This is a genomic window from Kitasatospora sp. NBC_00039 (genome assembly GCF_045160625.1).
Taxonomy (GTDB): Bacteria; Actinomycetota; Actinomycetes; order Streptomycetales; family Streptomycetaceae; genus Kitasatospora.
This window is the reverse complement of record NZ_CP108289.1, coordinates 5,178,321-5,201,226: the sequence shown is the minus strand read 5'-3', so window position 1 is coordinate 5,201,226 and position 22,906 is coordinate 5,178,321. Positions and strand designations below refer to the sequence as shown.

Sequence of the window (22,906 nt, the reverse complement as noted above, 5' to 3'; positions counted from 1 at the left end):
GTGCAGCCCTGACATCTAAACGGACGCGACCTTGTACAGAATCGACGCCGAAACCAGCGCGGGGCCCCTCGTACAGTCATAAGTGAAGAAGTGATTCGCAGCCGGGGGCAATGCAGACGTTGGCTGTCGGACAGTTCCCTCACCCTTGGAGTGGTTCGAGATGACGGTTGTGCATGAGGCGCCGGTCGGCGACGAGATCCCCGAGGTCCCGGCCGACGCCCACGGGCGGGTCGCCGAGCTGCACGAACTGCGCGAACAGGTCCGCCGCGGCCCCAGCGAGAAGGCCACCGAGGCCCAGCACGCCAAGGGCAAGCTGACCGCCCGCGAGCGCATCGACCTGCTGCTCGACGAGGGCTCGTTCCGCGAGGTGGAGCCGCTGCGCCGGCACCGCGCCACCGGCTTCGGCCTGGAGGCGAAGAAGCCCCACACCGACGGCGTGATCGTCGGCTGGGGCACCGTGCACGGGCGCACCGTGTTCACCTACGCGCACGACTTCCGGATCTTCGGCGGCGCGCTGGGCGAGGCCCACGCACAGAAGATCCACAAGATCATGGACATGGCCATCGCCGCGGGCGCGCCGCTGGTGTCGCTGAACGACGGCGCCGGCGCCCGCATCCAGGAGGGCGTGACCGCGCTCGCCGGCTACGGCGGCATCTTCCAGCGCAACACCCGCGCCTCCGGCGTCATCCCGCAGATCTCCGTGATGCTCGGCCCCTGCGCCGGCGGCGCCGCCTACTCCCCCGCGCTGACCGACTTCATCTTCATGGTCCGCGAGACCTCGCAGATGTTCATCACCGGCCCCGACGTCGTCCAGGCCGTCACCGGCGAGAAGATCACCCAGAACGGGCTCGGCGGCGCCGACGTCCATTCCGGGGTCTCCGGCGTCTCCCACTTCGCCTACGACGACGAGCAGTCCTGCATCGAGGAGGTCCGCTACCTCCTGTCGCTGCTGCCCCAGAACAACCGCGAGATGCCGCCCACCGTCGTCAACGACGACCCCGTCGAGCGCCGCAACGACTCCCTCCTCGACCTGGTGCCCGCCGACGGCAACCGCCCCTACGACATGCGCAAGGTCATCGAGGAGATCGTCGACCACGGCGAGTACCTGGAGGTCCACGAGCGCTGGGCCACCAACGTGCTCTGCGTCCTCGCCCGCATCGACGGCCACGTCACCGGCATCATCGCCAACCAGCCCCAGTCGCTGGCCGGCGTCCTGGACATCAACGCCAGCGAGAAGGCCGCCCGCTTCGTCCAGATGTGCGACGCCTTCAACATCCCGCTGGTCACCATGCTCGACGTCCCCGGCTTCCTGCCCGGCGTCGACCAGGAACACGACGGCATCATCCGCCACGGCGCCAAGCTCCTCTACGCCTACTGCAACGCCACCGTGCCCCGCATCCAGCTCATCCTGCGCAAGGCCTACGGCGGCGCCTACATCGTCATGGACTCCCGCTCCATCGGCGCCGACCTCTCCTTCGCCTGGCCCACCAACGAGATCGCCGTCATGGGCGCCGAAGGCGCCGCCAACGTGATCTTCCGACGCGACATCAACGCCGCCGAGGACCCCGAGGCCATGCGCGCCCAGAAGATCAAGGAATACAAGAGCGAACTGATGCACCCGTACTACGCGGCCGAACGCGGCCTCGTCGACGACGTCATCGACCCCGCCGAGACCCGCCAGGTCCTCGCCGCCTCGCTCGCCATGCTCCGCACCAAGCACGCCGATCTGCCCAGCCGCAAGCACGGCAACCCGCCGATGTAGCAGCGCCGTTCAGCTGACCATTCACCAGTAACGTGCCGGGGGAGAAAACCACACCATGACCGCTTCCGCCGAACCTTCCTTCCGCATCGTCCGCGGCTCGCTCTCCGACGAGGAGCTCGCAGCCCTGACCGCCGTGCTGATGGCCCGCGCCGCGGCCGCCCAGCAGGCCGCGGCCGCCGCCGCGCCGGTCGAGCCGATCGCCACCTGGCACCGGCTGGAGCGCCGCCCGGCCTACTTCTCGCCGGTCAGCTGGCAGCAGGCCGCCTGACGGCTCCGCAGCACCCGACCGACGGCCGGTCACCCTTCGGGGTGGCCGGCCGTCGGCGTTACCGGCCCCGCCCGGCAGGGCCGGTCCGGCCGCAGGCGGCTCGGTAGAATACCTACTGGACGGTATGCGGCCCGCGCCCCGGCGCCTCCCCATAGGATCGGCCGCTGCCGAGCACGAGAACTTTCCAGGGAGGCTGCGATGGCCAGGCAGGCCCGGGCGCTGGCGACCCGCCAGGCGGTACTCCTCGCTGCGGCCGAGGTGTTCGACGAACGCGGCTACGCCGCCGCCACGATGTCGGAGATCCTGGAGCGGGCCGGCGTCACCAAGGGCGCGCTGTACTTCCACTTCCGCTCCAAGGAGGAGCTGGCACTGGCCGTCATCGAAGGCCAGGGGGCCTGGCTCGCGACCTGGGAGCCGACCTCCGACAGCCCGGTGCAGACCCTGATCGACCTCGGCTACGCCTTCGCGCACGCCCTGCTGGACGACCCGATGGTGCGCGGCAGCATCCGGCTGACCATCGAGCACGGCAGCTTCACCCAGCCGCAGGTCGGGGCCTACCAGGGCTGGTCGGACGCGGCGCGCGGGCTGCTGGAGCAGGCGCGCGAGGCCGGCGACCTGCACCCGGGCCTGGACGTGGCGGCCGCGGCCGGGGTGATCACCGGCGCGGTGACCGGGATCCAGCTCAGCTCGCAGGTGCTGAGCGGCCGCCGCGACCTGCTCCAGCGGATGGCCGACTTCTGGACGCTGCTGCTGCCCGGCCTCGTCCAGCCGCACGCGCTCGCCCGGCTCAGCGTGGCCGAGCGGACGCCGGGGAGTTCCTGAACCCGCGCGCGCCGGGGTCCGGCAGGACGGCAGGCGGCAGGACGTCAGGCGACAGGACGGCAGGTGCGGCAGGACGGCGGGCGGTACGGCCTCAGGTGCGGTAGGACGAGCAGCGGTCCGCCGGGACCAGGGCGGGCAGGGCGGCCGTCCACAGCGTGTGCAACGCCTCCGGCCGGAGCCGGCCGGTGTCCTCGGGCGCGAGCAGTACCAGCCCCGCCGCCAGGGTGGTGAGCAGCTCGGCGGCCTGCCGGCCGTCCACCCCGGGGCGCAGTTCGCCCGCGTCGGCGGCCCGGTCCAGCAGCCGGCGGAAGGCGGCGGTGAGGCTCTGCCAGGCGGCTCCGGCGCCGCCCCGGGCACCCTGGGCGAGCTGGACGCCGGCCCGGACCACCACGTCCTCGCGGAGCAGCCGGGCCAGCTCGTGGGAGAAGTCGATCAGGCCCTGGACGGCCGGCCCGGCGCCGCGCCGGGCCCGCAGGGCGGCCGAGCCGATCTCGCGCGCGGCCGCCGCACGGACGCCGTCGGCCAGCGCCTGCTTGGAGACGAAATGGAAGTAGAGCGCGCCCTTGCTGACCCCTGCGCGGCGGCTGATGTCGACCAGGCTGGCCGACTCGAATCCGGCTTCGGCGAACGTGTCCGCGGCCGCGAGCAGCACGGCCTGCCTGGTCCTCCCCGCACGTTCCTGCTTGACCACTGGCCCCTCCGGCCTCGGCCTCGGCGAGATCCCGGCTCGCCCGGCTGCTGTCAGGGCGCCGCCGTCGGTGGCGCGACGCCTCGCATGCGGACGGCCCGCCCGAAACCGCATGGTTGGTATCTAATCTAGCCCCTCGGTGGCCCCCGCCGTCCAGCGGGGACCGACCCCCGCCCAAGGTCTGCCCTCTCCCTGCCGGACGTTCCCGCAGCCCAGCGGCCGGGTAACGTGATCACGCCAAGTACCCGGCAGCGGTGACCCCGCTCGCAGGGCGCAAACCGGGTGGTCTGTATGTTTTGTGAAGGCCGCCCGCGCGGCCGGTCGACCGACACCCGGGAGTGGGGCCCGTCATGCCATTGATCGTAGAACCGGATGACCACGGTCCGTATCCCCACCCCGGTCCCGGCTACGACTTCCACGAGCGGACCGTCTCCCGGCATCTGGTCCACCGCTCCGCCGTCTCCGAGGTGCTCATCACCGGCTGGCAGGCGACCGGCCCCTACGACTTCCTGCTCGGCGCGCAGTGGCCCCGGCTGCACGGCTTCTACCGGCTGCCCGGCGACCGGCACCACGACCCGGTCCTGCTGGCCGAGACCGTCCGGCAGGCCGGGCTGCTGATCGGCCACGTCGGCTTCGGCGTGCCGGACGGCCACGAGTTCACGCTGGACGAGCTCTGTTACACGCTCGGCCCGGCCGGCCTGGAAGCGCTCGCCGTCACCGCCGCGCCCGCCTCGCTGATGCTGGAGGTCGGCTGCCACGACGTCCGGATGCGGCACGGCCGGCTGGCCTCGCTGCGGGTGCATGCCGAGATCCGGCGGGACGGCCGGCCGGTCGGCCATGCCTCCGGGCAGCTGCGGGTCTTCTCCCCCGTCGCCTACGCCCGGCTGCGCGGGGCCGGGAACCGGCCCGCCGGGCCCTGGCTCCCCGACGCCCCCACCGCGCCCGAGCTGGTCGGCCGCGAGCGGGCCGCCGACGTCGTCCTCGGGCCGTCGCCGGTGCCGGGCAGCTGGCTGCTGCGGGCCGACGCCCGCCACCCCGTGCTCTTCGACCGCGCCCCGGACCACGTGCCCGGGATGCTCGTACTGGAGGCCGCCCGGCAGGCCGCACAGCGGCTGCGGCACCCCGAGCGGGTCGTGCCGGTCGAGTTGGTCTCCTCGTTCAGCCGCTTCATCGAGCTGGACCGGCCCTGCCTGGTGCAGGCGGTCCGCGAACCCGGCACCGGCCTCGGCAACAGCCCCGAGCGGGTGCCGGTGCGGGTTCAGCTGGTCCAGGACGGCCGGACCGCCGCCGAGTGCCGGCTGGTCACCGCGCCGGTCGACGGCGGCGCCACCCGCCGGGAGGCCCTCGACGGCCGCCCGGCGGGGCCGGGCCGCGCTCCGGGCCTTCCGCTCGCCAGCTGACCCGCCGTCGGCCGCGTCGCGGTCCGCCGGGCTCAGGCCGCGACCAGCGCGGCCGGGCGGCCGGCGTGCATCACGCTGAGGTTGGCGGCCAGCCGGCCGGGGTCCTGGGCCAGCCAGAGCCGCAGCGCGGCGCCCAGCATGGCGCTGGCCGACCCGATCCGGACCTGGGTCACCTGGGCGATCCGGGCCGCGCCCGGGACCAGCAGGTCGGCCAGCGGGGTCGGCAGCCAGACCGTCAGGGCGCACGGCGCGGGGGCCGTGAGGGCGCCCAGCAGCCGGTAGGCGTCCGCCTGCGTGCTGAGCGTGGGGATGATGTCCAGCAGGCCGTCGGCCACGACCTCGGACACGTCGCTGCGGTGTCCCTGGGCGAGCCTGCGGAGCAGCGTGCGCTCGGCGGCGGTGATTCGGACGGTCAGCATGACCTCGTCGCACTCCATCGCGCGATTTCCTCCTCGTTCCTCCCCGTGCCGGCTCGGGTTGGCCGGCACGACTTACCCCTGTCACACCTCGGCCCGGCTTCCGATCTGCGGAGCGCCGGGCCGGTGGGTGCTTTCCTCCGGTCAGATCCCCGCGTAGGAGTGCTTTCCGGTGACGAAGATGTTCACCCCGTAGTAGTTGAACAGCCAGCAGGCGAACGCGGCCAGGGCCAGGTAGGCGGCCTTGCGTCCCTTCCAGCCGGCGGTGGCCCGGGCGTGCAGGTAGCAGGCGTAGGCGACCCAGGTGATGAAGGACCAGGTCTCCTTCGGGTCCCACTCCCAGTACTTGCCCCAGGCGGCCTCGGCCCAGATCGCGCCCGCGATGATGGTGAACGTCCAGAGCGGGAAGACCAGCGCGTTGATCCGGTACGACAGCTTGTCGAGCGTGGACGCGGCGGGCAGGCGCTGCCAGACGGACGCCGCCGTTCCGAGGGGGCCGGTGGTCAGGCCCGCCTCCATCCGCCGGTCGAAGGAGTCCTTGCCCAGGTACAGCAGCGTCGCGATGAACGCCGCGTAGAAGGCGCCGCCGCAGATGATCGCGGTGGAGACGTGGATCGCCAGCCAGTACGAGTGCAGCGCCGGGACGAGCTGCTCGGACTCGGTGTACAGCACCTGGGTGGCGATGCCGAGGGTGAGCACGACGGCCAGGGTGACCGGCAGGCCGAGCCAGCGGACGGGCTTCTTCGAGGCCAGCAGGCCGAGGTAGGCGACCGTCATGGCCAGCGCGAAGGCGCAGGAGAACTCGTACATGTTGCCCCACGGCCAGCGGGAGACCGAGAGGCCGCGGGTGAGCACGCCGCCCGCGTGCAGCAGGGCGCCCAGGACGGTGAGCGAGACCGCGATCCGGCCGGCCAGGTCGGCCCGCTCGCTGGTGCCGGCCGCACCCGGGCCGTCCACCTCGTCCTCTCCGCGCCCGCTGGTGACCACCGTCGCGCCCTCGCCCGCCAGGGCGGTGCGGGTGAGCGTGGTGGTGCCGCCACCCGCCGAGGCGACCGTGACGGTGACCTTCTTCGTGGCCTTGGGCTCGGCGGCGGCCGCGACCGTCTCGGCCAGGCTGCCCGCCTGTGCGGTCGAACGGACGGCGACGGCGCCCTTGCTACCGAAGGTCCATTCGAACATGTGGGCGAGCATGGCGATCGTGTACACGGCCATGGCCGAATAGATCAGCTTGTTGGAGAGGTCGGCCAGTTGGGGGTCGACCGCCGAGGCGAGATGCACCGTCTACTCCTTGGAGTTCTGGTCGGCAGGGACTGCGGGGTCTGCGGGTGCCGAGGCCTCGTCGGCCTCGTCGGCCCCGGGCTCGTCTGCTTGTTCATCCGGATCGTCGACCGCCGGGGCGTCGTCCTGGAGGTCCACCGCCAGCTCGGCCAGCTCCTCGGCGATCTTCGCCGACTCGCTGCGGGCCAGCCCGGCCAGCTCGACCAGGGTGCCGCCGCCGGGCAGCGCCACCGCGCGGACCCAGATCCGGCGCCGCTGCACGAACAGCGAGCCGATCAGGCCGAGGATCGCCAGCACGCCGCCGGCCAGGGCGATCTCGTTGCCCGGGCGGTGCGAGATGTTGAAGCTGGCCCACTGCTTGTAGCCCTCGAAGGTGACGGAGCCGTAGCCGTCCGGCAGCTCCCACGCCTGGCCGGGCTTCAGTCGGACCTTGGCGATCTTGCCGTCCTGCTGGAGCTGGGTCAGGTTCTTGGTGTTGAGCTGGTAGACGTTCTGCGGCAGGCCGGAGTCGGTGCCGAGGTCGCCCGCGAAGGCGTTCAGCACCAGCGCCGGGTCGGCGTCACCGGGGAAGAGCGAGCGCGGGCCGGTGTTCGCGTCGAAGGCCACCGGGGCGGTCGGCAGGAAGAAGCCGGAGAAGCCCATCTGGGTCTTCTTGCCGTCCTTCTCGCCGTAGTCGGAGACCTTGATGACGCCGGTGGAGGTCAGGTTGGCGTCCTGCGGCAGGAACGGCGTCGCCCCGGTGTAGACCACCTGGCCGGCGGCGTTCTTCACGGTGATCACGGGGGCGTAGCCGTGGCCGATCAGGTAGACCTTGCTGCCGCCGATCTCCAGCGGGTGGTTGACCTCGATCGTGCCCTTGGTCAGCTTGGAGGCGTCGCTGCCCGCGTAGTACTCGACGTTCGCGGTGAACTCGCGGGCGGCGCCGATCTGGTCGCCCTTGGTCTGGAAGCTCGACTTGAAGCTGTCCAGCTTCAGGTAGAAGGGGTCGAGGTCCTCGGTGCCGTAGAACCGCGATCCGGTGAAGTCGTCCAGCTGCGTGATGGTGTTGGAGTAGCCCTCGCCGCCCACCATCAGCTTGCCGCCGGTGCCGCTGGCCAGGCTCGCCCAGGCGAAGCCGCCGAGCAGCGCGAACAGCGACAGGTGGAAGACCAGGTTGCCGACCTCGCGCAGGTAGCCCTTCTCGGCCGCCACCGAACCGCCCGCCAGGTCGGCGCGGAACCGGCGCCTGCGCAGCAGCGCGTGCGCCGCGGCGTTCACCGCCTCGGCGTCCGCGTCGGTGCGCCAGGCCGCGTAGACCGGCATCCGGGTCAGGTTGCGCGGCGCGGCCGGCGGCGCGGCCCGCAGCACGCCGACGAACTGCCAGGTGCGCGGGACGATGCAGCCGGCCAGCGAGACGAACAGCAGGATGTAGATCGCCGAGAACCAGACCGAGCTGTAGACGTCGAACAGCTGGAGCTTCTCGTAGACCGGCGCGACCGTGGTGTGCTGCGTCTTCCAGGTCTCGACCTTGAACTGGTTCTGGCCGTTCTGCGGGATCAGCGAGCCCGGGATCGCGGCCAGCGACAACAGGAAGAGCAGGATCAGCGCGACCCGCATCGAGGTCAGCTGACGCCACATCCAGCGCAGCCAGCCGAGCACCCCCATGCCGGTGGGGCCGTCCGACTCGACCGGCGCGGTGGTCAGCCGCTCGGCCGCGTCCTCGGCCTCTGCCAGGGGCAGGTCGGTATCGGTCGTGGTCTTGCTCACGGTCAGATTCCGATCTGGAAGTCGGCGGTCCAGGACTGCAGCTCGTTCACCATCGAGTCCCAGACGCCGGTGACGAGCAGCAGACCGACCGCGACGAGCATGCCGCCGCCGATCCGCATGACGAGCGGGTAGTGCCGCTTGACCCACCCGAAGGCGCCCAGCGCCCGGCGGAAGGCCAGCGCGGCCACGACGAACGGTACGCCCAGGCCCAGGCAGTAGGCGGTCATCAGGAGGGCCGCGCGACCGGCGTCGGCTTCGTTGAGCGCCAGGTTCTGGACCGCGGACAGGGTCGGGCCGAGACAGGGGGTCCAGCCGACGCCGAAGACCACGCCCAGCATCGGCGCGCCGAGCAGTCCGACCGCCGGGCGGCGGTGCGAGCGCAGCTCACGCATGCTCAGCCCGGGCACCAGCCCCATGAAGGCGAGGCCCATCACGATGGTCAGGGCGCCGAGCACGATCGAGATGACCCGCTTGTGCTCCTGCAGCGTCGAACCGAAGTAACCGAACAGCGCGCCGCCAGAGACGAAGACGGCGGTGAAGCCGAGGATGAACAGCAGCGCCCCGGCCAACATCCGGCCGCGCCGGGCCCCGCGCGCGTCCGCGAGGTCGGCGGCCGAGAAGCCGGTGACGTACGAGAGGTAGCCGGGCACGAGCGGCAGCACGCACGGCGAGAAGAACGACGCCAGGCCGGCCACCAGCGCGATCGGCGCGGCCACCAGCAGCGCCCCACTCTGGATGGTCCCGGTGGTGTCGGCCAGCTGCGACGCGGCGCCGGCTGCCGCGCTCACTGCTTCTGCTCCGCGACCACCGGCTGGAGCATCGCTTCCAGGGCGTCGTCGACCTGGCCGCCGATGGCACGGGCCGCCAGCTTGCCGTCACGGTCGACCACCAGGGTGGTGGGCACGGACTGCGGGTTGAGGCTGCCCTTGGGGAACTTCAGCAGCTGGGTGCCGGCCGGGTCGTAGAGGCTGGGGAAGGTGACGCCCTTCTCCTGCTCGAACCGGACGGCGTTGGCCTTCTCCGGGTCCCGGGTGTTGATGCCGAGGAACTGGACGCCCTGGTCCTTGTACTTCTCCCAGATGCGCTGGAGGTCGTCCGCCTCGCCCCGGCAGGGCCCGCACCAGGAGCCCCAGACGTTGAGGACGACGACCTTGCCCCGGTAGTCCGAGAGCTTGACCGGCGTGCCCTCCAGGGTCTCGCCGGTGATGTCCGGCGCGTCCTGGCGGTGCCCGACCTCGGCCTTCGAGACGTTGTTGCCGTCGGCCTTGACGAAACCGATCTGGCCGTCACCACTGCCCGACGAGCCGGACGAGGAGCAGCCGCTGAGGGCGAGCGCGGCAGCGGCGGCCGTGACTGCGGCCGCTGCGGCGAGACGAGGACGGGGGCGCGTCGTGCCAGACATGTGAAAAGTTTCGCATGCTCTTCCGACCAGGTTCGGGGGGGTCCGACATTCCGTGTCGGACCCCCTCTGACCTGCAGCTGGACCAGACCACCCGGGCACGCCGGAGGTGACGCAGCCCATATTTAGACGGGTCTTACATCGGGCGGCGAGGCCTGCGCGCGGCCCGTCGGCGGGGCCTGCGGGGCACCGCGTCAGGCGCCGAAGCTCTTGCCCACCGGCTTGCTCTTGCCGCCCTTGCCGACCAGGTGCGCGGGCAGCAGGTCACGGGCCGGCTCGCGGTAGCCGACCGAGACGATCCTGTCGCCCTCGAACGTGAAGCTGGTCAGCGAGGCCAGCGAGCACTGCCGGTTGCGCGGGTCGTGCCAGAGCCGGCGGCGCTCCACGAAGGAACGGACGATCCAGATCGGCAGCTGGTGGCTGACGCAGACCGCCTCGTGCCCGCGAGCGGCGTCCCGGGCCGCGGCGAGCGCGCCCATCATCCGCACCGCCTGCTCGATGTACGGCTCGCCCCAGGAGGGCTTGAACGGGTTGGTCAGGTACTTCCAGTAGCCCGGGTTCCTCAGCGAACCGTCGCCGACCCCGAAGGTCTTGCCCTGGAAGATGTTGTCCGCCTCGATCAGCCGGTCGTCCGTCGCGAGGTCCAGACCGTGCGACTTGGAGATCGGCTCGGCGGTCTCCTGCGCCCGCTCCAGCGGGGACGCCACCACGTGGGTGATGTCCCGGCCGGCCAGGTCCTCGGCCACCCGGTCGGCCATCTGCCGGCCCAGCTCGGAGAGCCGGTAGCCGGGCAACCGGCCGTACAGGATGCCCTCCGGGTTGTGCACCTCACCGTGCCGCATCAGGTGGACGACGGTGATGTCCTTGGCGCTCACTTCTCAGTACTCCTGGGGCTCGGTGAAATCTAGGCCGTGGCCTCGGCGGCCGCACGGGCGGCGGCCGGCAGGGCGGCGGCGATCCGCTCGATCGCCCGCTCGTCGTGGGACGCCGAGACGAACCAGGACTCGAAGGCGGACGGCGGCAGGTAGACGCCCTGGGCGAGCATGGCATGGAAGAAGGCGTTGAAGCGGAACGCCTCCTGGGTCTTCGCCTCGTCGTAGTTGGTGACGGCGGTCTCGGTGAAGAACACCGAGAACATGTTCCCGGCGGTCTGCAGCCGGTGGGCCACGCCCTCCTTGGCCAGCGCGTCCGCGACCAGCGTGGAGACCTCGGCGGAGACCCTGTCCACCGTCGCGTACACCTCGTCGGTGCAGCCGCGCAGCTGGGCCAGGCCGGCCGCGGTGGCGACCGGGTTCCCGGAGAGGGTGCCGGCCTGGTAGACCGGGCCGGCCGGGGCCAGGTGGCCCATCACGTCGGCGCGGCCGCCGAAGGCCGCCGCCGGGAAGCCGCCGCCCATGACCTTGCCGAAGGTGAGCAGGTCCGGGGCCCAGCCCTCGACGGCCGCCTCCAGGCCGTACCAGCCGGCCTTGGAGACGCGGAAGCCCGTCATCACCTCGTCGGAGATGAACAGCGCGCCGTTCTCCTTGCAGAGCCGGGCCAGGCCGCCGTTGAAGCCGGGCAGGGGCGGGACGACGCCCATGTTGCCGGGCGAGGCCTCGGTGATCACACAGGCGATCTCGCCCGGGTACGCCTTGAACGCCTGCTCGACGGCGGCCAGGTCGTTGTACGGCAGCACGATGGTGTCGCCGGCCTGGGCGCCGGTGACGCCCGGGGTGTCCGGCAGGCCGAAGGTCGCGACGCCGGAACCGGCGGCGGCCAGCAGCGCGTCCACGTGTCCGTGGTAGCAGCCGGCGAACTTCACGATCTTCGCCCGGCCGGTGAAGCCGCGGGCCAGCCGGATCGCCGACATGGTCGCCTCGGTGCCGGAGGAGACCAGGCGGACCTGCTCGACCGGGGCCACCCGGGCGACGATCTCCTCGGCCAGCTCGACCTCGCCCTGGCCGGGCGTACCGAAGGAGGTGCCGCGGGAGACCGCCTGCTGGACGGCGTCGATGACCGCGGGGTGCGCGTGGCCGAGGATCATCGGGCCCCACGAGCACACCAGGTCGACGTACTCGCGGCCGTCGGCGTCGGTGAGGTAGGGGCCCGTGCCGGACACCATGAAGCGCGGCGTGCCGCCCACGGCACGGAAGGCGCGCACCGGGGAGTTGACGCCGCCGGGCGTGACGACCGAGGCGCGGTCGAAGAGCGACTGGGACTGGGGTGCTTCGTAGGGGTAGCTCACGGGAGACATGGTCTCAAATCGTGTCCTTCACCTCTGCATGTCGGACCTCATCATCTGGAACGATGATCCGGGGGACGAAGTCTGTACGGTTATCCGTACAACGGGGCCCCTGACTGCTCCCGCTGGACGGACCAGTCAGACTATGTACTCAGGCTTTCCACGCGGGGTGTGCAGACTCCCCGCGTGTGCAGGGGTGTGAAGAGGACTGCCGCGTGCCCCGACTGGGTACGGCGGCGCATGACGGGTAAGGAGCACGTCCGGTGGGACGCCGGACGTGCGGGGGTCTGTCGATTCCGGCGAATTCCGGTGAGGATGGTCCGAGTGTCCGAGGCGCAGGACGGCTACGACGAGGCCGCGGGTGGCTCCCGCCGGCCCGCCGAGGCCGCACGCGGGGGTACGGGAGCGGGTACGGGTCGTGGAGGTCGCGGCGGAGAGAGGCGGGGTGAGGGACGCGTGGGGGTGACCTACAAGTACTTCGGCGCACCCGACCGAGCCACCGCCGCCAGAGTCCCGACCGCGCTCGGCCCCGGCGGGCTCGGCCTCGACGCGGGCGAGCTCGGCTCGCTCGGGCGGCTCGGCGACCTGATGGAGACCAGCGGCTCCCCCAACGGCCACCTCTCCACCAAGATCAAGCCGGAGACCATGAGCGCGATGGTCCTCACCGGAATCCAGGGCGTGCCGCTGCACCAGGTCCCGCCGCTGGAGCTGGTCGTCCTGCACCCCGACTACGCCGTCGTCCAGCTCCCGCAGAACGTCGTCGAACCGCTGCGCAAGGCCGACGAGACCGAACTCGGCGCCGCCGCCTTCATCTGGTCCACCGTCCCCGACCGCCGGGGCCCGCGCGACGCCTTCGTGATCTACAGCATGCTGCACGAGTGGCAGGACTTCGCGAACCGGCTGCACGAGGCCGGCCACCAGCTGTACTGCCTGGTCTGGCCCTGACGTCCCGGCCCCCGCGCCCCCTCCGGGCCTGCGCCGCGGGGTGACCGGGGGCGCCCGACCGGGTCGCGCCAGGGACGGGCTGGCCGGCCCGAACGTGCCCGGTAACAGGTGTTCTGACGATCGGTGACATACTCCTGCCCGCACACCCGGCGTCGGCGGTTTCCACGCCGGGCCGTTCACAGGGGGATTTTCCGACGTTCATGTCATCGACTCGTATCACCATGCGCGCCACGCGGGCCACCCTCGGCGCATCCGTACTGGCACTGACCCTGCTGGCCACCTCGGCCTGCGGGCCTGACAACAGCTCCGGCGACACGACGGCCACGGGGGCCGCGACCAACGCGCCGGATCTGGGGCTGCCGGCCAATCTCGCGGATCTGAAGAAGTGGAGCTTCGACGACTGGGAGAAGTGGGCCAAGGACTACGCCCTCCCGGCCGTCGCCAAGGGCTACTGGAACCTGGACAGGATGCTGTCCGCCCAGCCGGCCGGGCAGGTGAAGCCGTCGGCGCCCCAGCCGTCCACCGCACCGGCGCAGTCCGCGCAGCCGACCACCGCCGTGCCGAAGCCGTCGACCGCCCAGACGCCGGGCGGAGCACCCACCCAGCCGGGCGACACCGGCAGCGACCCGGCGCCCCAGACCGTCACCGCGCAGGCCGTACCGCACCCGTACGCGAAGAACATGGCCGTATTCGGCAAGATCTTCTTCGACAAGCCCGGCGGCGAGAGCCTCGCGCCCGGCAAGCTGGGCCAGCACTACGTCTGCTCGGGGACCGTGGTGGCCGACCCGGCCCACCCCGGCAAGAGCAACCTGGTGTGGACCGCCGGCCACTGCGCCCACCAGGGCAAGGGCTCCACGTTCAACAGCAACATCGTCTTCATCCCCGACTTCAACAGCTCCGGCGCGGTGACCGGTGGCAAGCGGCCGACGGACCCCTCGCAGTACGCGCCGTACGGCGAGTGGGACGCGGTCAACTACGTCACCTCCCCGGTCTGGAAGGCCGAGGGCGGCGGCCCGGTGGGCCCCGCGGCGCAGTACGACTTCGCGATCCTGCGCGTCAAGCCCGAGAACGACGGTGGCAAGTCACTGGAGGAGACGATCGGCGGCGCCGTGCCGGTCTGGTTCAACGCCCCGCGCGACCAGCTGGCCGTCACCAATTACGGCTACCCGGCCGCACCGCCGTTCGACGGCATGGAGCTCAACCACTGCGAGGGCGGCAAGCCCTCCCGCTACTCGCTCGACCCCGCGCGCCCGCCGATGCTGGCCATCGGCTGCTCCATGACGGGCGGCTCCAGCGGCGGCGGCTGGCTGGCCACCAAGGACGGCAAGCCGGCCCTGGTCAGCAACGTCTCGGTCGGGTTCGAAGGTGAGCCGAAGTACCAGACCGGCCCGTACCTGGACAGTGTGGCGGCCGGCCTGTTCGACTTCATCGCCAAGAAGGGCTGACGGCACCCGGCGCACCGGCCGTCCCGCCGCCCCACGCGTGTGGGGCGGCGGGACGGCGCGCCGAACGGACGGGCCGCCGGGTCTCCCCGGCGGCCCGTCGCCGTGTGGTGTGTGACTGTCCGACCGCCTGGCTGCACGTCAGAAGATCCGCGCCTCAGAGGATCCGTGCCTCAGAGGATCCGTGCTCAGAGGATCCGTGCTCAGAGGATCCGTGCCTCAGAGCATCGGCACGGCCGGCCGGTCGGCGTCCGGGCGGGCGGGCCGCAGGACGACCGCGGTGAGCACCAGGGCCGCCGTGAGCAGGCCGGCCGCGACCGCGAAGGCGAGCCGGAAGCCGCCGGTGAGGGCATCCGCGGCGGAGTGGCCGGCCGCGGTCAGGGCGGCGCTGCGGGAGGTGGCCAGGGTGGTGAGGACGGCCACGCCGAGGGCGGCACCGACCTGCTGGGTGGTGTTGAAGAGGCCGGAGGCGGTGCCCGCGTCGGCCGTGCTCGCGCCGGACATGCCCAGCGCGGTGAGGCCGGAGAGCACCAGCCCGCCGCCACCGATCAGCAGCATGGTCGGCAGCAGGTGGACGACGTAGTCGGCGTCGGCCGGCAGCCGGGCGAGCAGCCCGAGTGCGGCGACCAGCAGCGCCAGCCCGGCGAGCAGGACGTTGCGCTCGCCGAAGCGGGCGTTCAGCCGGGCGGAGAGCAGCAGCGAGACGGCGCCGATGGCGACGGCCGCCGGGAGCATCGCCAGGCCGGTGGCGGCGGCTCCGTAGCCGAGCACGTTCTGCAGGTAGAGCGCGGCGAGGATCTGGAAGCCGAACATCCCGGAGATGGTCAGGATCTGCACGACGTTGGCGCCGGCGACGTTGCGGGAGCGGAACATCCGCAGCGGCAGCAGCGGGTGGGCGGCACGGGCCTGGCGCAGCAGGAAGGCGGCCAGCAGGGCGACGGAGAGCCCGCCGAGGCCGAGGGTGCGGGAGGAGGTCCAGCCGTGCTCGCCGGCGCCGACGACGGTGTAGATGCCGAGCATGAGGGCGGCGGTGACCAGGGCGGCGCCCAGGGCGTCGGCGCCGGCCCGCAGTCCGGGGCCGCGGTCGGAGTCGAGCACCCGGACGGCGAGCAGGGCGGCGGTGAGGCCGAGCGGCAGGTTGATCAGGAAGATCCAGTGCCAGTCGAGGGAGTCGGTGAGGACGCCGCCGAGGACCTGGCCGATCGAGGCGCCGGTCGCGCCGACGAAGCTGAAGGCGCCGATCGCACGGCCGCGCTCGCCGGGCTCGGGGAAGAGCGTGACGATCATGCCGAGGCTGACCGCGGAGGCCATCGCGCCGCCTACGCCCTGGAGGAACCGGGCCGCGATCAGCACGCCCTGGCCGGTGGCGACGGCGCAGAGCAGCGAGGCGGCGGTGAAGAGCGCGAGCCCGGCGACGAAGACCTTCTTGCGGCCGATCAGGTCGCCGAGCCGGCCGGCCAGCAGGAGCAGGCCGGCGAAGGCGATCAGATAGGCGTTCACCGTCCAGGTCAGGCCGGCGGGCGTGAAGCCGAGGTCGGCCTGGATGGCCGGCAGGGCCACGGTGACGATGGAGCCGTCCAGGACGATCATCAGCATCCCCGCGCAGAGGACCGCGAGGGCGAGCGCTCGGGAGCGGGCGGGAACCGCCGGGCCGGGGGAGGGCGCGGTCGGCGCGGCCTTGCGCGGGGCGGCCTTGCGCGGGGCGGGCGCGGTCGGGGCGTGCGTGGTCATGGTGGGTCTCCCGGTTCGTCGAGTACCGGGAATGACACTAACAGATTGTTTTGTTCGGGACTATCTTTCTCGGGAAGGTCTCGTCATCTACCCACTCAGCCCCTGGCGCGGCGGGCCCGCCGGACCGTCCGGTCGCTCTCCACCGGCTCGGCCAGATGCCCGCCCACCAGCCGCGACAGCGCCGAGACGAAGGCCGTCCGCTCCGGGCCCGGCAGCGACTCCAGCACCTCGCGGTGGACGCGGTCGGCGATCGCGGTGCCCTGCTCGACGGCCCGCTCGCCCGCCTCGGTCACCGAGATGATCCGGGCCCGGCGGTCGGTGGCGGACGGCCGGCGCTCGGCGAGGCCGGCCTTCTCCAGCTCGTCGACGGTGACGACCATGGTGGTCTTGTCCAGGTCGGCCAGTTCGGCCAGCTGGATCTGGGTACGCTCGGCCTCCATCGCATGGAAGAGCACGCAGTACGCGCGCGGGGTGATCCCGAGCTCGGTGAACGCGGCCGCCATCCTGGTCGCCAGCACGTGGCTGGCGTGGTCCAGAAGGCCGGAGAGGTCGCGGATCTGGCGCACGGGCGGGCTCGTCGTCATACGTCCGAGCGTAGCAAGGCCGTCTCCCGGCAGATGATCCCGTGAGCAACCAAATACGCCGCGCCCCGGCAGCACGCACCGACCTCCCGGAACGCGCCGGCCGACGGAACGCGCCGGCATCCCGGAAACGCGCCGATCGGCAGAACGCACCGCCGCGCGCAATGCCCGGCGCCGTGGGGCCACCCGGGCTACGGAGCGCCCGGGTGACGAGATGCCCGGGCTACGGAATGCCCAGCTCGAACAGCGCGTACCCCGCGTACCAGCCGGCCGCCAGCGACGGCACCGCGAAGAGGCCGATCAGGGCGGGCAGCCGCACCCGGCGCAGCGCGATCGCCAGGCCGATGACGAGCGGGAAGGCGGGCAGCAGGTAGCGCGAGATGTTGCTGAAGATCTGGTTGCTGCTCAGCGCGGTGAAGACGGTCAGCAGCGTGTAGACCACCAGCACCAGCGGCGGCCGGACGCGCAGCAGCAGCACCAGCAGGCCGGGCAGGGCGATCACCAGGCCGACCGCGATGAGGTCCGGCACCGGGTTGGACTGCCAGAAGGTCCAGTGCCCGGTGATCACGTCCAGGAAGGTGCGGGAGGTGGAGGCTCCCCAGTCGAAGTAGCGGTTCCAGGCACCGCGCTGGAGCTTGAAGTAGCCGCCCCAGTCGCCCATCCGGTAGCCGACCCAGGCGACGTACCAGAGCAGGCCCCAGGGGGTGATCAGCATCGCGGTCAGGGGGCGCGCGATTCCGTCCCTGCGCCGGATGAGTGCCACCAGCGCCGCGATCGAGACGGCCGCGATCAGCGCGGCCGCGGTGGGCCGGTTGAGACCGGCCGCGAGGGCCAGCAGGCCGGCGGTCACCCAGCGGCGCGTCATCACGCAGTAGCACGCCCAGGCGGAGATCGCGACGAAGAGCGAGTCCGAGTAGACCGCCCACTCCACCCCCGAGCCCGGGAAGAGACCCCAGATCACCGCGGCGGTCACGCCCGCCCGGAAGCCGCCCAGCCGCTCGGCGATCGCGAAGATCCCGGCCGCCGCGACGAAGGAGGCGACCACCGAGACGGCGATCCCGGAGCCGTACGGGCCGAGGCCGGTCACCGCGCCGACCAGCCGCATCAGCCACGGGTAGAGCGGGAAGAACGCAGCCGAGTTCTCGTGGTACGTGGCCAGCGTGCCGAAGACGTGCACCGGGACGAGCTGCGGGTTGTAGCCGTTCTCGGCGATCCGCTGGTACCAGATGCCGTCCCAGGTGCCGAGTACGTCCCAGGGCTGGGCACCGCCGCCGCGGCCGACCTCCTTCTTGAGGAAGTCCCCGGTGTGCGAGAGCAGCAGCATGAAGACGCCCAGACCGACCGCCTTCACCACCGCGTACGCGCCGATCGCGGGCGCGAAGCGGTCCACCGCGGCGGGGAACCGGCCGTGGCCCTCGGCACCGTCGGGCCGGGCGCCGGCACCGGACGGCTCCGCGCTCGCCGGCTCCGTACTCGAGGTGCTCGCTGCGGTGCTCATCGCTCGGGACTCCCTCCCCCGCTCGTGGTCGGCGCGGCCGTCGGTCGCTCAGCCGCCGAGCGAGCCTACGGCACGGGGGTTCGAGCGCCCGCGTCAACCTTCCGTGCCGGACACCCCGAAGGAGTGGAGCCGGTGCAGGGCGTCGACCAGCTCGCGGCCCCCGCGCGGAGGGTGCGGCCGTCCGGGGCGGTGAGCGGGCGGCGGGTGACCAGCCGGGCCAGCACGGCGTCGGGGTGCAGCAGCGTGCCGGCCGGGGGCAGGTTGACCAGCACGGTCTCCTCGGGGCCGCACTCCAGGAGCCCCGCGACGTCACCCCGGCGGACCAGCGCACCCTCGCGCAGCGCGTACGCCCCGGTCTCCGGAACCCGGACGGCGCGGGCCGGGGCACCGGCGTGGCGGACGGTCAGCTGCACGCCCTCCGCCCGGTCCGGGTCCGGCTTGCCGAGGGCGGGGACGCCGCGCCGCTCCAGCACGTGCCGGACCGGCGTGGGCAGCCGCCCGTCACCGCGCTCCAGCTCGGTCTCGCCCAGCAGCCAGCTGGAGCCCTGCATCCGGCAGTTGATCTCCAGGGCGAGCGCGCGGTCGTCGCGGAGCACGAACACCGCCCCGAAGACGCCCCGGTAGCCGAGGCCGGCCAGGGCCCAGCCGATCCGCTCGGTCGCGTCGAGGCAGCGGCGCACCGCGACCGGGAACAGCCGCTCGGGCGCCCCGAAGTCGCAGCCGGCGTACTGGCCGCACCCGGCGCCCGCCGCCTCGACCCCGGTCGGCTGGAGCGAGGGGCGCAGCACCTGCGGCAGCCCGTCCAGCCCGACGAAGCCGTGCACGTTGACCGCGGTGTCGCCGACGTACTCGCTGACCAGCCAGCGCTCCCGCTCGGGCAGGGCGGCCGCCTCCTCGGCGGAGCGGACCAGGTGGGTGCCGTTGCCCGCGGAGCCGCGCGGGGACTTGGCGACGTAGACCGCGCCGAAACGGTCGCGGAGCGCGCGGTGGTCGGGACGGCCGCCGACCACGGCGCCGGCCGGGGCCGGCACGCCGAGGTGGTCGAACCACTCGCGCATCGCCGTCTTGTCGACCAGGACCTCGCAGTCGGGGCAGGCGGCGGGGCAGCAGGGGGCCCGTCTGCCGTGCAGGCAGACGATGCCGATCCTGGTGAGCTGCCAGAGGGCCGGCCGGCTCGTGGGCCCGTAAACGGGCTCGGTCCCCGGAGGGCGTGCTTCCGGGGACCGACTTCGCTCTTGACCAGGGCTGGCGCTTCGCCCCCGTCCCTATCCCGCCGAGCGGACAGAGGGAGTGGACAGAGAGGGCGCTCTGCGGTCCAAGTGGCCGGAGCCGTGGCCGCGCTCGGCGCCTAGAAGGCGACGTTGGTGCAGTTGGTGTTGTACTCGATCTCGGGCGCCGGGGCGAGCAGCCCGGTGAGGGTGGCGGCCTGCGGCGCCGTGGAGCAGTTGTTGCTCTGCTCCGAGGCGCCGCCACCGCTCGCGTCGACGTTGAGGCAGTTGGTGTCGTACTCGATGTCGGGCGACAGGCCGGTCAGGGCGAGGACACCCGGGGCCGTGGAGCAGGTGTTGCTCTGCTCGACGGAGCCGCCGACGTGGTGGCTGGGGTGGCTGGGGTGGCCGCCGTCCGGGCCACAGGCGCTGGCGCCGCTCGCACCGGCGAGAATCAGCGCACCCGCAGCCGCCGTGAGGAACGCCGCCTTCTTACCAATGATCATAAGAGCCTCCACATGGGATCTACCCGCACATTCCGCGGACACCTGGCTAACGACGGCACCTGGCAAAGGTTCGGAAGCGTGCCCAGCTTCACCCGTCCGCACTACAGACTCAGGCTCCGTTGCCCCGTTGCCCCATTGCCCGGCGGAGTCAACGTCGGCCCCGGCAGCCGGTATCCGCACTCATCCCGCCGGGCCGGCGGTTCTGCCTGTGCTCAAGTCGCCTGCGGACCTTGCCGGTCCGGCTCCACGGTCGAGCGTCGCGCCCGGGCCCGGGGAACCGCCTGGCAGACCCGGCTCCGATCCGTACGCGGTGAAGTCGGTCATCCACGGGCCTTGTGCGTCGGCCCTCGGCCGGACGCAGCAGGCCGCGCCCGCGGGGGCAGGATGATCTGGCGTACGAGTTGGTGGAACGAGACGACGGCGGTGAGTGGAGGGAGCGCGGCGACGACCACGCCGGGAAATGTCCTGGAGGCGTGAATGACGCACAGGCCGGTGGCGACAGCCGAAAAGAGGACCACCACGACCCACGAATACGTGGCGCGGTGCCGCGTGAGGGTGGCGCGCAGGATCGACAGCGAGGCGACGAGCCAAGGGCCGTAGACAACCAGGGGCCACAGCTCCGCCAGGTTCCGTGAAACGCGAAGCGATGCCAGGTCCTGCAGCGGGTTATAGGAGAGCACCCATCCGAGGACGCTCACCGTGGCGACGGTCAGAGCGGCGAGAGCTGCGAACACGGTGCTGAGCGCCTGGGGCCACTGCCGCATCCTGGATACGCGGGGGCGCCGGCGACGGATGGCCCGGCGCTCGGCGGCCCGGCTGGCGTCCGGCATCTGCCCGACGTCCGGCACGGGACCGACGTCCTCCGCGGAGAACTGGATCCGGGTGAAATCCGGTGGGGGATCCCACCCGACCTCGCCCGCGCCAATGCTTTCCGGACAGTGCGGGTCTTGGCCTGCGGAATTTCCGTAGTACCAGCCGGGGTCACGGGGGACGGAGATTATCCCCGTGGCACCCTGGAATCCCTGGAATCCCTGGTAGGTCCCGAGTTCGTAAAACGACGTCGCATAGGCATTATGCCCCTGCCATGGCTGGCCATCGGCGAATGCCGGTCCGGTTGACACTTCCACTCTCACGCGGCAGATAACGCGGCAAACATGACATTGGTATTCGACTGGCGGAACGATTCACCCAGTTAGCTCAGGGCCGGCGCTCCCAGCAGAACGCCGAAGCGCCCCATGGCATCGGATTCGATCTCCTGCACCGTCCACAGAAAGTCCACCCACAGCTCGGAGCAGTACCGGAGACGAACCCGCTCCGCGCCGTACTCGAGGAAGATCTCTCCGGCACCCAGAAAATCACTTGAACTTCCCAGCGGATCCCCCTCCTCCACTCGGAACCGGCCGTCGGCGTCGGTGAACCGAAAGTCTGCGGACGCGGAGAACGAAGTTGTCGTAGTCACACCCGCATCAACGACGATAGCGTCGCCCAGGTGTGCGGCATGCGGGCGAATCTCCCTTTCGCGCCGCTCGGTTTCGAAGAACGACCGGTCGCAGCAATCCGCCGGGCCTGCGCCACCAACACATCTTCGGCCGGCGTGGCGGGCAAACAACATGCAAATGTTGGTTATCAGCGATCTTGCGCGGGGGACCCGCCGGGGTCTCCACGGCCGCGACCCGGCGCGGGGCTTGGCGGTGGCGGTGGCGGTGACGACGGCGCGTCAGTCAGCCCCGGCCAGGGTCGCGACGGACCGTCAACCGGGCCGCGGTCTCGGCCGGCCACTGCCCGCACCGGCGTCGGCGTCCGGCCGCGGGCCGCGGGCCGCGGGAGCATCTGTTGATTCCCGCACGGGACCGGACACGGCGGATCCCTCAGCCTGGGAACCCACCCGCCAGCGGCCGGGCCTCGCACGCAGCTGGTGGACCGGGCGCGAACTCGCGGCCCGGCGGGACCGGATGCCCGGATCCCGCAGTGGCCGGACGGGTCGAAGTGGCCGGGTTACGCATGGGGCTGCCGGTCGTCGTCCGTGTGACGGGAACCTGGCGAAGGAGTCGAGTCGCGGGAAGGTCACCACCGCGTTCGTCGGTCCCGACCGAGGAGACGAGTGCGCAGACTGCGGAGCAGAAGGCTCGTGTGAAGCGGGAGTCGGCCAGCCGGGACTCCCGGCAATCCTCGCGACCGCCGTCTCGGGCCGGGCTCGCACCGGCCGCATCCCGACTTTCCCGCCCCGGTTGGACGGCTTCACCGTCCGGTCCGGCCGCTCACCGCCCGGCTGCACGCGCCCTCGTCACGAGGACTGAGCTCAGGGCGACGGCAGAGTCATGCACCGCACGGGAGTTCAGCCCTTGGACGGCCCAGCCGTACCGACGCGGCGCCTGGGAGGAGAGCCTCCATCAGGACGGCACTCGGCCCCGTGCCCGTCCCACGCGGGGACGGACACGGGGCCGTCGGCGACCACTGTCCACAGAGGTCGTGGCCGGGCCGATCGCCTAGAACGCGACGTTCGTGCACTCGGTGGGGTACTCGAGCTTGGGCGCCGGCGCGAGCAGCCCGGTGAGGGTGGCAGCCTGCGGCGCCGTGGAGCAGTTGTTGCTCTGCTCCGAGGCGCCGCCACCGCTCGCGTCGACGTTGAGGCAGTTGGTGTCGTACTCGAGCTCGGGCGTCAGCGTGCCGGTCACAGCGAGGACGCCCGGGGCGGTGGAGCAGGTGTTGCTCTGCTCGACACCCTCCTGGCCGAACAGGTGGCCGAACCCGTGGGCACTGGCGCCACCCGCACCGACGAGAACCAGCGCACCCGCAGCCGCCGTCAGAAAGGCCGCCTTCTTGCCAACGTTCATTAAAGCCTCCGTGTGGGTCTTCTCCGCAGATTCCGCGGACACCGGACTAACGACGGCAACCTGAGGAGGCGTCGACACCGCACCCAACTTCACCCACCTGGCTTACTGCTGTACCCGGCCATCGCCGCCGCTCCCCGGATGAACCGTTCTGTGAACGGTCA

22 protein-coding genes are annotated in these 22,906 nt (G+C 72.0%); 6 read left to right on the top strand and 16 right to left on the bottom strand.

The window, feature by feature from the left end:
* The first annotated feature begins 160 nt into the window (after positions 1–160).
* From OG286_RS23095 to OG286_RS23085, 3 genes are all read left to right on the top strand, one after another.
* Entirely contained in the window at positions 161–1,762 is a 1,602-nt protein-coding gene (locus OG286_RS23095) for an acyl-CoA carboxylase subunit beta (protein WP_405360214.1), read from the top strand.
* 55 nt (positions 1,763–1,817) lie between these two features.
* Positions 1,818–2,030, top strand: coding sequence for an acyl-CoA carboxylase subunit epsilon (locus tag OG286_RS23090; protein ID WP_396321823.1), 213 nt, complete (start codon positions 1,818–1,820; stop codon positions 2,028–2,030).
* 198 nt (positions 2,031–2,228) lie between these two features.
* Positions 2,229–2,852 (top strand): ScbR family autoregulator-binding transcription factor, encoded by a 624-nt coding sequence (locus OG286_RS23085; protein WP_396321824.1) that lies wholly within the window; start codon positions 2,229–2,231, stop codon positions 2,850–2,852.
* Positions 2,853–2,943: 91 nt separating this feature from the next.
* On the opposite strand, the gene OG286_RS23080 is transcribed toward OG286_RS23085, so the two are convergent.
* A complete protein-coding gene (locus OG286_RS23080; RefSeq protein ID WP_396321825.1) occupies positions 2,944–3,543 on the bottom strand; it encodes a ScbR family autoregulator-binding transcription factor in 600 nt (199 codons plus the stop codon).
* Between the two features lie 347 nt (positions 3,544–3,890).
* Here OG286_RS23080 and OG286_RS23075 point away from each other — a divergent pair, with 347 nt between their 5' ends.
* A complete protein-coding gene (locus OG286_RS23075) occupies positions 3,891–4,940 on the top strand; it encodes a ScbA/BarX family gamma-butyrolactone biosynthesis protein (RefSeq protein ID WP_396321826.1) in 1,050 nt (349 codons plus the stop codon).
* Between the two features lie 32 nt (positions 4,941–4,972).
* On the opposite strand, the gene OG286_RS23070 is transcribed toward OG286_RS23075, so the two are convergent.
* From OG286_RS23070 to hemL, 7 genes are all read right to left on the bottom strand, one after another.
* Complete coding sequence (locus OG286_RS23070) at positions 4,973–5,377, bottom strand: hypothetical protein (RefSeq protein WP_396321827.1); 405 nt, start codon at positions 5,375–5,377, stop codon at positions 4,973–4,975.
* 123 nt (positions 5,378–5,500) lie between these two features.
* Complete coding sequence (gene ccsB, locus OG286_RS23065) at positions 5,501–6,634, bottom strand: c-type cytochrome biogenesis protein CcsB (protein WP_396321828.1); 1,134 nt, start codon at positions 6,632–6,634, stop codon at positions 5,501–5,503.
* Between the two features lie 3 nt (positions 6,635–6,637).
* Positions 6,638–8,380 (bottom strand): cytochrome c biogenesis protein ResB, encoded by a 1,743-nt coding sequence (locus tag OG286_RS23060; RefSeq protein WP_396321829.1) that lies wholly within the window; start codon positions 8,378–8,380, stop codon positions 6,638–6,640.
* Between the two features lie 2 nt (positions 8,381–8,382).
* Entirely contained in the window at positions 8,383–9,168 is a 786-nt protein-coding gene (locus tag OG286_RS23055; protein ID WP_396321830.1) for a cytochrome c biogenesis CcdA family protein, read from the bottom strand.
* Positions 9,165–9,782 carry a TlpA family protein disulfide reductase gene (locus OG286_RS23050; protein WP_396321831.1) on the bottom strand — a complete coding sequence of 206 codons (618 nt, stop codon included), beginning with the start codon at positions 9,780–9,782 and terminating at the stop codon, positions 9,165–9,167. The genes OG286_RS23055 and OG286_RS23050 overlap by 4 nt, the downstream gene beginning before the upstream one ends.
* Before the next feature lie 191 nt (positions 9,783–9,973).
* Positions 9,974–10,621 (bottom strand): histidine phosphatase family protein, encoded by a 648-nt coding sequence (locus OG286_RS23045; RefSeq protein ID WP_396322067.1) that lies wholly within the window; start codon positions 10,619–10,621, stop codon positions 9,974–9,976.
* Between the two features lie 62 nt (positions 10,622–10,683).
* Positions 10,684–12,012, bottom strand: coding sequence for a glutamate-1-semialdehyde 2,1-aminomutase (gene hemL / locus OG286_RS23040; protein WP_396321832.1), 1,329 nt, complete (start codon positions 12,010–12,012; stop codon positions 10,684–10,686).
* A 303-nt stretch (positions 12,013–12,315) separates the two neighbouring features.
* Here hemL and OG286_RS23035 point away from each other — a divergent pair, with 303 nt between their 5' ends.
* Together OG286_RS23035 and OG286_RS23030 are read left to right on the top strand one after the other, a co-directional pair.
* A complete protein-coding gene (locus OG286_RS23035) occupies positions 12,316–12,945 on the top strand; it encodes a hypothetical protein (RefSeq protein ID WP_380322880.1) in 630 nt (209 codons plus the stop codon).
* Positions 12,946–13,145: 200 nt separating this feature from the next.
* A complete protein-coding gene (locus OG286_RS23030) occupies positions 13,146–14,390 on the top strand; it encodes a hypothetical protein (protein ID WP_405360220.1) in 1,245 nt (414 codons plus the stop codon).
* Between the two features lie 216 nt (positions 14,391–14,606).
* Here the strand turns inward: OG286_RS23030 and OG286_RS23025 are convergent, their stop codons facing one another.
* From OG286_RS23025 to OG286_RS22990, 8 genes are all read right to left on the bottom strand, one after another.
* Positions 14,607–16,118 carry a DHA2 family efflux MFS transporter permease subunit gene (locus OG286_RS23025; RefSeq protein WP_396321834.1) on the bottom strand — a complete coding sequence of 504 codons (1,512 nt, stop codon included), beginning with the start codon at positions 16,116–16,118 and terminating at the stop codon, positions 14,607–14,609.
* A gap of 95 nt (positions 16,119–16,213) precedes the next feature.
* Positions 16,214–16,702, bottom strand: a complete 489-nt coding sequence (locus OG286_RS23020) for a MarR family winged helix-turn-helix transcriptional regulator (RefSeq protein ID WP_396321835.1) — start codon at positions 16,700–16,702, stop codon at positions 16,214–16,216.
* Between the two features lie 220 nt (positions 16,703–16,922).
* Positions 16,923–18,197: a hypothetical protein gene (locus OG286_RS23015; RefSeq protein ID WP_396321836.1), complete on the bottom strand. Its 1,275-nt coding sequence runs from the start codon at positions 18,195–18,197 to the stop codon at positions 16,923–16,925.
* Positions 18,198–18,262: 65 nt separating this feature from the next.
* Positions 18,263–19,255, bottom strand: coding sequence for a hypothetical protein (locus OG286_RS23010; RefSeq protein ID WP_396321837.1), 993 nt, complete (start codon positions 19,253–19,255; stop codon positions 18,263–18,265).
* A gap of 290 nt (positions 19,256–19,545) precedes the next feature.
* Positions 19,546–19,911 carry a hypothetical protein gene (locus OG286_RS23005; protein WP_396321838.1) on the bottom strand — a complete coding sequence of 122 codons (366 nt, stop codon included), beginning with the start codon at positions 19,909–19,911 and terminating at the stop codon, positions 19,546–19,548.
* A gap of 320 nt (positions 19,912–20,231) precedes the next feature.
* Positions 20,232–21,044: a DUF2637 domain-containing protein gene (locus OG286_RS23000; protein WP_396321839.1), complete on the bottom strand. Its 813-nt coding sequence runs from the start codon at positions 21,042–21,044 to the stop codon at positions 20,232–20,234.
* Between the two features lie 59 nt (positions 21,045–21,103).
* Positions 21,104–21,523 carry a hypothetical protein gene (locus OG286_RS22995; RefSeq protein ID WP_396321840.1) on the bottom strand — a complete coding sequence of 140 codons (420 nt, stop codon included), beginning with the start codon at positions 21,521–21,523 and terminating at the stop codon, positions 21,104–21,106.
* 874 nt (positions 21,524–22,397) lie between these two features.
* Positions 22,398–22,745: a hypothetical protein gene (locus OG286_RS22990; protein WP_396321841.1), complete on the bottom strand. Its 348-nt coding sequence runs from the start codon at positions 22,743–22,745 to the stop codon at positions 22,398–22,400.
* Positions 22,746–22,906 lie beyond the last annotated feature (161 nt).